The sequence below is a fragment of the Streptomyces sp. NTH33 genome (genome assembly GCF_003236365.1).
In the GTDB taxonomy this organism is placed as follows: domain Bacteria; phylum Actinomycetota; class Actinomycetes; order Streptomycetales; family Streptomycetaceae; genus Streptomyces.
Genome location: NZ_POTZ01000271.1, coordinates 1 through 9,823, shown reverse-complemented (window position 1 = coordinate 9,823; position 9,823 = coordinate 1). Strand labels below are relative to the sequence as shown.

The window sequence follows — 9,823 nt, the reverse complement described above, 5'->3', positions numbered from 1 at the left end:
GCACCCGCCCGCATCGCTCCCCGGATCCGGCGGCCGAACGCCGTCTCAGCCGTCCTCGTGTTCCGACAGGCCCGGCCAGTCCTCCGGACCGCCGCCCTGCCATTCGACGAGGTCGCTCTCCTCCACCTCGATGCGGTCCAGGTCGGCCAGCCGGAGGATCTCGACGACGTCGTCCAGGTGGGACGCGAGCCCGAGCGTCACGTCGTCCTCGGTCACCCGCCGTGAACCGTCCAGGGCCGGCGCGTGCACCACGATGTGCGGATGCTTCGCGGGGTTGTCCATGTCCTCCAGCCTCCTGCGCACCGCCCCGGTCCGCACCCCGGAGCGGTCCGCGTCCCGGGACTGCCCGAATGCGGGTGCACGCAGACGATGCGGCGAAAGCGCCGAGCGACCTTGAGGCAGTGGACGCCGTACTTCTGTGACCACGCGCGGAGCGACAGCGGCTGCGGCCGGCTGTTCCGGCGGATCTCGACGGGCCCTTGAAGGCCGCCCTGGCCACTCCGGAGCATCCGACCTCCGGTTCACCGTTCGGCGACGGCATGGCCGTTCGCCGCGTTCTGCACGTCGGCCAGTTCTTCGCACAGCGCGGTCAGTTCCGGGATCGTGCGGGACAACTCCTCGAGGTCGCTGCGGAAGTCGGCGACCATCCACGGGTGGTGTCTGTAGTTGAGTGCTGTCCGCAGCCATCGGTGTGCCTGGGGTCCGGCGCCGAGCGCCGCGTGGTAGACGGCCAGGTTCGCGGCAGAGGTGAAACGCCAGGGGTCGGGCACGCGGTAGCTCATGCTCTCCTGGCGAATGGCCGCGCCCAGTTGCCGACGAGACCGGTCGACGGAGCCCGTGGCGGCGAGGGCGAGGGCGTACTGGTAGCGGGTCCAGGAACAGTTGGGGTCGGTGGCGTTGGCTGAGGTGAGGTCGCGCAGGGCCGCCTTGACATCGCCGAGTGCGCGCAGGGCCTGGCCTCGGGGGACGAGTGCGGCCGTGGGGACCGGATCGTGCGGCAGGACGGCGTCGAGGTCGGACAGGGCGTCGGCGTGGCGGCCGGCGCGAAGATGCGCCTCACCCCTGCGGCGCCGGGGCAGCGAGAACCCGGGGGCGAGGGCCAGGGCTCGGTCGAAGTCGGCGATCGCCGCGTCGAGGTGCCCCGTCCACATCAGGTGAGACCCCCGCCTGGTCACGTACAAGGGGTGTTCGGGTGCCAGGCGGACGGCGCTGTCGAGGTCGCCGCGGCCGAGATCGCCCCGGTTCAGCATCCACAGGGCATGTGAGCGCTCGGCGTGGACGCCGGCGAGCTCCGGAGAGGGGGTGACCCCGGCATCGAGCGCGCGGCTCGTCACCACGAGCGCCTTGTCGTGGCGACCGATGTCGCTGAGGCGTTGCGCCATGCGCTCGACCGTGGCCATCGCCTGAGCGTGGTGCGGTGAGGAAGGGGCGGTCTCCAGACGGCGGCAATGATGGTCGCAGGCGAGCAGGAGGGCCGCGGTCTCGGCCTCGGGGCCGTCGGCCGCCAGGCACTGCGCACGTTGCACGAGTGCCCGGTCGCGCAGGTCGGCCCCCTCCCCCGTTCCGCCCGGCTCATCCTGTGCCGCGGCCAAGCGGGCGAGCGCCTCGTCGTACAGGGACAGGGCTGTACGGCCCCTGTCCGACTCCTGGTGCACGACAGCGATCTCGGTCAGTGTCCGTGCCGTTCCCAGCGCCTGTTCCCGGCTCGGGTGGACGACTCGGCGGGCCCGGCGGGCGGCCTCCTCGAGCGCGGAGGAGGCGAGGGCGTCCTGGCGCCCCCGGGCTGTGGTGATGAGACCCTCGATCAGCTGGGTCTCGTACTGGTCAGGGGCGTGACGGCACAGCAGACGGAGGACCTCGAGCCGTTCGCCCCGGACGTCCTGAACCTCGCGGAGGCGCCGGTTGTGCTCGTCCTCGTCGCCGTCCACGGAGTGCCCTCGCTCCAGCAGCCGGGTCGTCTGCCGGTCGATGTCGTTCAAGGCCCGTTCCAGCAGTCGGACCAGGTGCGTGTGGAACTGCTGCCCGTTCGTGTCCTCTGCCGTCCCGGGCGGCTGCGCGCCGGTGCCGGGCGGCCGGGTTTCCGACGCCGGAGCGATGCGCGCAAGTCCCCGCACCAGGTCGGCTTTCGTGACGGCGGCGTGCCGGTCGGACCGCGCATGGGCCACGGCGGTGGCCAGGGCCTCGGCCGCGCGCGGGGTGAGCGGGAGCGGAACGGCGGGGCGAAGCTCACCGGGGCTGCGCGGGCGGTCGAGACCGGCGGCGAGGGGTGCCCCGTCCTCGTTGCCGTCGACGGCGGTCGCGAGGTGTTCCGGTCCGATGTACGGGACGGCGGCCGCGGCGGCCGAGGCGTGCGCCGCGTCGAGGACCGCCATTGCGTCGTCGTCCAGTGCCGGTGCGGCCTCGTCCTCCCCAGGGGCGAACGCGTCGGGCGGGGTGCGGTCCCGGAGGGCCGTCCGCATCAACTGGTCGACGTCCACGCCCGGATGGCAGCGCCGCGCGGACTCGGCGGAGGCCGTGACGAGGATGCGGCGGGCGGCAGGGGTCAGTGTGACCCGACTCGGGGCGGAGCCCGGTGAGGGGACGGAGCCGGGTGGGGAGGCGGTGCCGGTCCCCGCCGCGTCCGCTGCCGAGCGTACGAGGCCGTCGAGCTCCGGTGGCAGGTGCTCCGTCTGCGCCCAGCCCTCGGCCGCGAGGGCGCGGAGCAGCAGCACCGGGTCGAGGAGTCCGCTGGTCGAGGCGGCGGCCCAGCGCCCCGCTCGGTCGACTGCGCGCCGTGCCGCCGCGGTGTAGCGCCCGAGCGGCGGCAGCCCTTCGATCGCCGGCCTCGGCAGACCTGCCGGAGCGTCCGGGGCGGTATGACCACGGACACGGGCCAGGAGTTCGTCGCGGTCCGCTCCCAGCGTGGTGAGGATGTGCGCGCCGACGCCGCGGCCGTCCAGGACGAGCGCGCCGAGGACGTACACGGGGCGGACCCTGCCGGTGTCCCGGTGACGGGCATGGGCTCCGGCCAGAGCCAGCAGGGCGCGGGCCCTCACGGTGAGCGACACGGCGGCACGCCGCCGCGGATCCGGCCCGATCAGACCCGTGACGCAACGCCGCACGGCTTCGGGGCCGATACCGAGAGGCCTCAGGAGAGCCGCGCACTCGCCGTCCCCGGACACGGCGAGGAGCAGGTGCTCGCTGCCGACGTGGCTGTGCCCGAGCCGGTGGGCCTCGGCGGCCGCGGTGAGCACCGTCCAGCACCGCTCTCCCGTCTCCCGGACCGCCTCGTCGAGCCACAGGGGTGGAAGGAAGGCGCCCGGCTGCGGGCGTTCCGCCCGGGGAATCGCCGCCACCGGGTCCTTGTACGGACCGACCGCCACCGGCAGCCGCGGCATCGAGAGGTCCCGCCGGTAGCCCGCGGGCCGCGCCCCGGCACTCGTCGGCCGGGCGGCGGGGTCCGCAGCGGTGACGCCCTGCTGTGCGGCCCCGAGGATCGGTTCGCCGCCGATCAGCGCCTGCAACTCGCCGATCGTGCGGCCGACCGTGCCGTACAGCGCCCCGAAGGTCTCGGGGGCCGACGCGTTCAGACGGGAGAAGACGTCGTCGGCGGTGCGGGCCGCGTCCCGGAGACGCCTGGGATCGGACCGGCCGGCCCACCAGGCGAGTTCGAGCTGCTGCGGATCCCCCTGCTCCGATGCGGACGGCACGCCGGTGGAGGCGATGCGGATCGCCCCCACGCCGTCGTGCAGGGCGGCCCAGCGTCGCTGCGCGGCCCGGTCCGCGAAGAGGAAGGGGAAATTCGCCTCGGGTTCGCGGGGGACGACCCACTCGCCGCGCCCCGTGCCGGCCCGCTGGTGCAGGTATTCGCCGCAGGCGGCCAGCCGTGCCGCCGTCTCCGCGTCGCCGCAGTTCGCCGCGGAGGTCGCGGCCAGGCCGTAGAGGAGCCAGGATTCGCTGTCGAAGCACTCGCTCCCCAGCGCGGCCCGGCAGTGCGCCTCCTCGCAGAGCGCCTCCGTCCACTGCGCCACCGCGTACCGCCACCTGCGGTGGGATTCGGGGTGGTGTTCACCGAGGGCAAAGATGCCGTGGCGCCCGATCCAACCGGTCACGCCCGTGTGCTGGGCGGCCAGGGCGAAGATCTCGCAGGCCAGTTCGATGCGGTCCAGCCTGAGGAGCGACCGCCCGAGGCCGATGAGGAGGGGTGGCGACACCCCCGGCTTCGACGGGTTGAGGCGGTGCCGGGACAGCATGGACAGCAGCGGGTCGAGGGCGCTGTCCAGGTCCTCTCCGGGTGTCTCCCGCGCCAGGTGGATCTCCGCTGCGGACATCCGCACCAGCTTGTCCACTGCCGGGTCACGGTGGGCAGTGCTCTGGGCGCGGCGGAGGGTGGCCGCCGCCGCCTCCGTTCTGCCCGAGGCGAGATGGGCACGAGCCCGCAGGGCGAGCGCTCGGGCGGTCAGGACGGCTTCGGCTCCCACGGGAGCCCCGCCGCTGTGCCGGACGGCGGCCGCCGCGAGGTCGTGGGCGATCCCGGGGCAGCGCGCGGCGAGTGCCGCCTCCGCCGTGCGGGCGCGCAGCACCCGGTCGCAGAATCCGCCGTTCCGGGGGTGGTCGGCCAGGATGCGCAGGTAGGCGTCGAGCGCTCGCGCGAACCGTCCGGTGACGAGGGCCCGGTCGGCCTCACGGACCGCACCGCCCGCGCCGTGCGAGCAGCGGAACCGGGGCGTGAGCGCAATGACGGGCCCGGACGGTCGCTGCGGCGTGAAGGGTCTCACCATCGTCAGATCCCCAGTCCTGCGTACACGAACGCCTGCCAGAGAAAGGGGCGGCCCGAACCGGTGCCGCGCCACCGGTCGAGCTCCGCCAACTGGATTTCGCGCAGTGCGTCGGCCGGGCTGTCGCCGACGACGAGCTTCTCGGCCAGACGGTGCGCGATGTCATTGAGCTGCCTGACCGGGTACACCGGGTACAGCGTGCACACCACGTGGTCCGAGCCCGCGAGCATCAGCGCCGACCCGAAGCCGAGCCACTCGCTGGTGGGGGTGCGGGCCGTGTCGCTTTCCGCGCCGAGGTCGAGGCCGAGGCTGCCGCAGCCGACAGCGAGCACCCGCTCGGGCACGGGGAACAGGTCCTCGTGGACGCCGTTCTCGGCCGCGCCCTGCATCTCGGCGATCGAGAGGTGGCCGTGGCCGTCACCGTCCGGCGCGAGGCGCAGACCGCTGTGCGTCGGGTTCCTGGCGGTGGTGACATGACCCGCGAGGTACAGCAGCCAGCGCCGGTCGTCGTCGAGCAGGTGCAGGACCTTCGACAACCGCTCCTTGGTCACGGAGCCTTCCAGGGACCGGCGGGCGAGGGGCGGGCTCTTCAGCCGCGCGGCGGCCTCCTGGTCCCCGTCCGGAGCGATGACCGCAAGCCGGAGGTCGTACGTCGTCGCGGGCTCGGCGCGGTGGTGGGCACGGCGCCGGCTGATCACGGACCAGGCCGGGACATGGAGCACCCGGGCCGCCTCCACGATCCGTCTGTCGGTGCCGGGTTCCAGCGGAAGGGCGGGCACGGGAAGGTGGGCCAGGGCTGCCGGCAGGGACACGACCAGGGACGGTACGTCGCCAGGGGGCGTGGCGCGGAGACCGGATGCCAGCGGCTCCGGCAGGAACGCCTCCGCGACCGAGCCGAGCAGTGCCCGTTCCTTCACGCCGTCCGGACCGGCTCCGCGGGACAGCGGGCCCCCGTTGACGCGCGTGCTGGTGGCGGTCGCGTCCTCGCCCGGAAGCGGCATCGGCAGTGCCGCCCGCAGCGCCTCGTCGGCCAGTGCGGCGGTGCTGTCCTCGGCGATGCCGGTGCTGCCGTGCGACCACTGGCCGTCGGGGTCACGCACCACCCAGTAGTACCGGTCGAGTACGGTCACCGCGCTCCAGTACCAGCATCGGCCGGCCAGGGCGCACAGTTCCAGGTCGAGATCGAGCACGCCGGACTGCCCGGCGCCGGCGGGCAGCCGCCGCCGGCCCGCCACCCGGACCGGCGGCGGCCGACGCACCGGGTCGAGACCGAAGGGCGCGTGCGGTGCCTCGTCCTGCGCCGGGCTGTCCGGGACCACCCCCGCCGCGGCGACGGAGGCCGCCATGGCGTCGAGCGCCAGATGCGCCTCGACCTCCGCCCGGTCCATCCGGTCGGGCAGCACCTCGCCTCGTACGGTCTCGACGACCTCGGCGACCAGGATGCCGTCACCCGACCGCTCTGCCAGGCGCAGGACCGTTGAGTACGCGTTGAGCTGTGCTCGTTCCCACTGCTTGCGTCCCCGTGCGGAAGGGATCAGGTAGCGGGCGTCGTGAACGGCCGCGAGCGCGTGCGCGGCCTGGGCCAGTCCGGCCTCGGTCCGGCCGTCGAGTTCGTCGGCCCTGGCCAGCAGCAGCCGTGCGGCGACGGCCGCGAGCGGCCTGCGTCCGGCGTCCACGATGGCCAGGGCGGCCTGGGCGTTCCGGCGTGCCGCCTCGCGGGTGTCCTCGGCTTCGACGAGGACCGACGCGCACAGGAGCCGCTCGTCGGCCGCCTGGTCCGGTGTGATGTGCCAGGGAGTACGGGCGTCGTCTCCGCCGACGACGCACGGCAGGATCCAGGCCGCCCCGTCCCGGTTGCCGATGCTCGGCATCAACATCAACTGGACGATCCAGATCTCGGTCCGTCTCAGCAGGTTCGAGTCTCCGGTGCGCAGGGCGACCCGCCGGAGACGGTGGATCCTGCGCAGGGAGAGCCCCAGGGGCTCGAAGGGAAGGTCGGCGGCCAGGCGTTGGACGCGCAGCTCGCGTGCGTAACGGCGGCACCGGCGCCCCCGGAGCAGGAGCAGGGCTTCGTCCCGGACGGCCGCTGCCTCGTCCGGACGGCCGCTGGCCAGGAGGAGTTGGGACAGCTGGGCCTGGCACCAGCCGCGGACACTCGCGGGAGAACTCCGTGCGGCCTCGGCCGCGGCACCGGCCCGGAGCAGCGCCTCGGACAGGTTGCCCCGGTGCAGGGCCTGCATGGCCCGCGCCATGTCCAGGACCGGCCGACAGTGGCGCGGGACTTCCTCGCAGCGGACCAGGAAGGGTTCGGCCGCGTCCGCCTGTCCGCTGGTCGCCAGGTCGACGGCGGTCGTGAACAGGGCCCATCGGCGTCGCGCCCTGAGGACGAGGCGGTCCCCGAACGGCAGGAAGGCCATGGCCGGTCCCTGCGCCCACCACGCTTTGCCCGTCACATGCCACAGCAGATCCATCACCGCGAGGGCGTACCAGGACGTCATCGTCGCCAGCGGGGGGAACCACCAGGTGTCCCAGGCGACTGCCGCGGCGGCGACGGTCAGCCAGGCGGAGGCCGGCGTGTGCCATCGGGCCAGCAGCACCGCGGCCAGGGTGAGCAGTGTCTGCGGGATGCCGAGGCCGAGGAACCCTGCGGCGACACCGGTCAGCGTCGCCACGGACAGTCTCGTGGCCAGCGGACGAACGGCGAGCATCCGGAAGAGAAGCCGCGCGTTGTCGGCATGCCAGCCGCCGAGGCGACGACGCCCTGTGCGAGCCTGCCACAACGCCCGGGGACGGCGCAGCACCTGCCCGAGACCAGGCAGTCCGTCCACGAGTGTGAGGCGCTGTGCCGCGATGAGCACGTCGACGGGAGCCCATGCCTCGGAGGATTCCCGGTCACGCTGCCCACCCCGTTCGGCGAGCCATTGCCTCGCGGCCTCGTCGTCGAGGAACTCCGAAGCAGATGCCGGGTCAGTTCTCATGACGGTCGGCTCCCATCCTGTCCATGCCCATGGCGAACATTTCTCGCCAGTACGCTCGCCAGAAGTAACCCGAGGGGAGGCCGGGCTCGGCGCGATCCACGCGCTTCATCCACAACTTGTCTCGGAACTCAGCCAGTTCGAAAACGATTGAGCCAAGGACGACCCAGCTCAGCGGCGGAGGCGCCAGCCACAGGGAGACGACCTTCACCGTGAGCCATACGCTCCAGGGGACGGCGGACAACTGGATGGAGACCAGAACGGCGCAGAACCCGAGCCACCACGGGCCCGCACCCAGGGCCTGATCGACGAACAGCAGAACAGCACTCAGTGTGACCAGGTAGTTCAAGGTGTGGGAGACGGCCCACCACCTCATCCTGGCGACTCCCAGACGGGTGTTCAGCCTGTTTCCCCGAGGCAGGTGATGGCCCATTATCCGGGCCGCCGTGGCCGATCGCCGCCCGCCGGTACGTGTCGTGAGATCGTCCGGCGTGGGAGCGTCGGGCACCGAGAACACCGCGTCCGCGTCCCCCGCATGGTCACGGGCGAAGGCGGCGTCGTCTCCGCCCACCTCCGCCCGGCATCGCGCTCCGATGGTCAGTACGGCGTCGGAGGTCAGGCGGTTCTGCCGCAGGAACGCCCCTTCGGGGGTGGCGGAACCCGCCAGTGCCGCCAGCAGGTGCAGCGTGCTCACCTGTTCGTCCCCTGTGACCGAGGTCCACGTGCCGAGATCACGCAGCACGTCGGCCACGGCAGCTCCGGGCCAGGGAAGTGTCGGCCGCTCCGTCGCGGCGTCCCGGTTCGGCTCCCGGAGATCGGGGCGGCCGCGGTTCAGCCCCGCCGGGTCGTGCCCCCGCCTCCTCAAGATGGCACCCGCGTGTGTCGCCGGGTCCTCCGCCGTGTTCAACAGCGCGCCCAGCACATGGTCCGCTCCGACCTCCCTCCCGCACTGGCGGGCAGCGAGGGCCTGAGCCCGTGCGAGTGTCTCCGCGGTGGCTCCGCTCGCACGCCGGCCGCCCCAACGTTCACCGAGCACGGCGCTCATTCATCCCCTCCTGCGGCGGCGCCCGCGGCGCCGGCGGGCAGCGACGCGTCACCGGGCTGCCCAGCGCCGGGATCCGGGTCGCTCTCCGCCGGCAGGTAGCTGACGGTCACGAAGACCAGTTGGCGGGCGCTGATGACCACGGCGTTCACGTGCGGCAGCACCGCGGCCGTGGAGTCTCCCGGCGCGCGGTAGGAGATGTCGCCGCTCAGCGTCAGTTCCCGGTCGCCGTTTTCGACCGGTGACCGGCTGAAACTGTGCAGCTGCCCGGCAAGGTAGCTCCCGTCCTCCAGCACACACCCCAGATGGACGGCCGCGTCGGGGTGCTCCCGGAAGATCAGCCACCAAGCGGACTTCTGCGGTTCCAGGCGCCGTGACCGCTCCTGCCAGCGGGACGTCCAGCTGCCGGGGAGGCGGCGCGCCCACCAGCGGCAGCCCAGCACGTAGGCGAAGGCGACGGCGATCAGGAGCGCTGTCAGGGACCACAGCGCCATGTCCGGGAAGTTGCGGGTGACATACCGCGTCGGCTTGTCGAGGAGGGCTGGGAAGTCCGGCCCGTACCAGAGGCCGAGCGAGCTTCCGCACATCAGAAGCGTGAGGACACCGACGTCGATGGTCACACTCACGAACAGGATGGACATCAGTTCCTGGAACGCGGTGTGGACGCGCTCCGGTACATGACGGTCGACCGCCCGGTAGTACACGTAGCCGGGTAAGGCCAGGGCGACGAGCAGGACCAGGCTGGCCACGTTTGTCGGCATCAAGGTTCCTTCCCCCTGAGCGGACTCGCCCCATCAGGTTCCGAGTCCGCCAACCGGCCCGATGTTACAGTCCAGTTGGCTGATTTTTGCAGTATTTCACCACATGGGAGGGACGGTATGCCGAGCAACCGAGGTGACGGAACGAGCGGGGGGAAGCGGGAGACCGGAGAGAGCGCGGGTGACGACAACGTACTGACGGACGGCACCGCCGCACCCCATCCGGACGAGGACGACGAACTCGGTCTTCCCCTGGGGCAGGCCCTGGCCCCGCAGAACACCAAGCCCCCG

General features: G+C 72.8%; 5 protein-coding genes. All 5 read right to left on the bottom strand.

Annotated features, from left to right (window positions below):
* Positions 1-45 precede the first annotated feature (45 nt).
* The 5 genes from C1I97_RS23630 to C1I97_RS23610 all read right to left on the bottom strand — a co-directional run bounded on the left by C1I97_RS23630 (position 46) and on the right by C1I97_RS23610 (position 9,535).
* On the bottom strand, positions 46-282 hold the full coding sequence (locus C1I97_RS23630) for a hypothetical protein (RefSeq protein WP_111005199.1): 237 nt from the start codon (positions 280-282) through the stop codon (positions 46-48).
* 239 nt (positions 283-521) lie between these two features.
* Positions 522-4,760 (bottom strand): tetratricopeptide repeat protein, encoded by a 4,239-nt coding sequence (locus C1I97_RS23625; RefSeq protein WP_111005198.1) that lies wholly within the window; start codon positions 4,758-4,760, stop codon positions 522-524.
* Between the two features lie 2 nt (positions 4,761-4,762).
* A complete protein-coding gene (locus tag C1I97_RS23620; protein ID WP_146608272.1) occupies positions 4,763-7,735 on the bottom strand; it encodes a CHAT domain-containing protein in 2,973 nt (990 codons plus the stop codon).
* On the bottom strand, positions 7,725-8,483 hold the full coding sequence (locus tag C1I97_RS23615; protein WP_146608271.1) for a hypothetical protein: 759 nt from the start codon (positions 8,481-8,483) through the stop codon (positions 7,725-7,727). Before C1I97_RS23615 ends, C1I97_RS23620 begins: the two co-directional genes overlap by 11 nt.
* Before the next feature lie 290 nt (positions 8,484-8,773).
* Complete coding sequence (locus tag C1I97_RS23610) at positions 8,774-9,535, bottom strand: DUF6338 family protein (RefSeq protein WP_111005195.1); 762 nt, start codon at positions 9,533-9,535, stop codon at positions 8,774-8,776.
* Positions 9,536-9,823 lie beyond the last annotated feature (288 nt).

What these genes read in the sequence shown, in the direction of transcription:
- C1I97_RS23630 (WP_111005199.1), bottom strand. Translation starts at nt 282, where the DNA reads ATGGACAACCCCGCGAAGCATCCGCACATCGTGGTGCACGCGCCGGCC.
- C1I97_RS23625 (WP_111005198.1), bottom strand. Translation starts at nt 4,760, where the DNA reads ATGGTGAGACCCTTCACGCCGCAGCGACCGTCCGGGCCCGTCATTGCG.
- C1I97_RS23610 (WP_111005195.1), bottom strand. Translation starts at nt 9,535, where the DNA reads ATGCCGACAAACGTGGCCAGCCTGGTCCTGCTCGTCGCCCTGGCCTTA.
- C1I97_RS23620 (WP_146608272.1), bottom strand. Translation starts at nt 7,735, where the DNA reads ATGAGAACTGACCCGGCATCTGCTTCGGAGTTCCTCGACGACGAGGCC.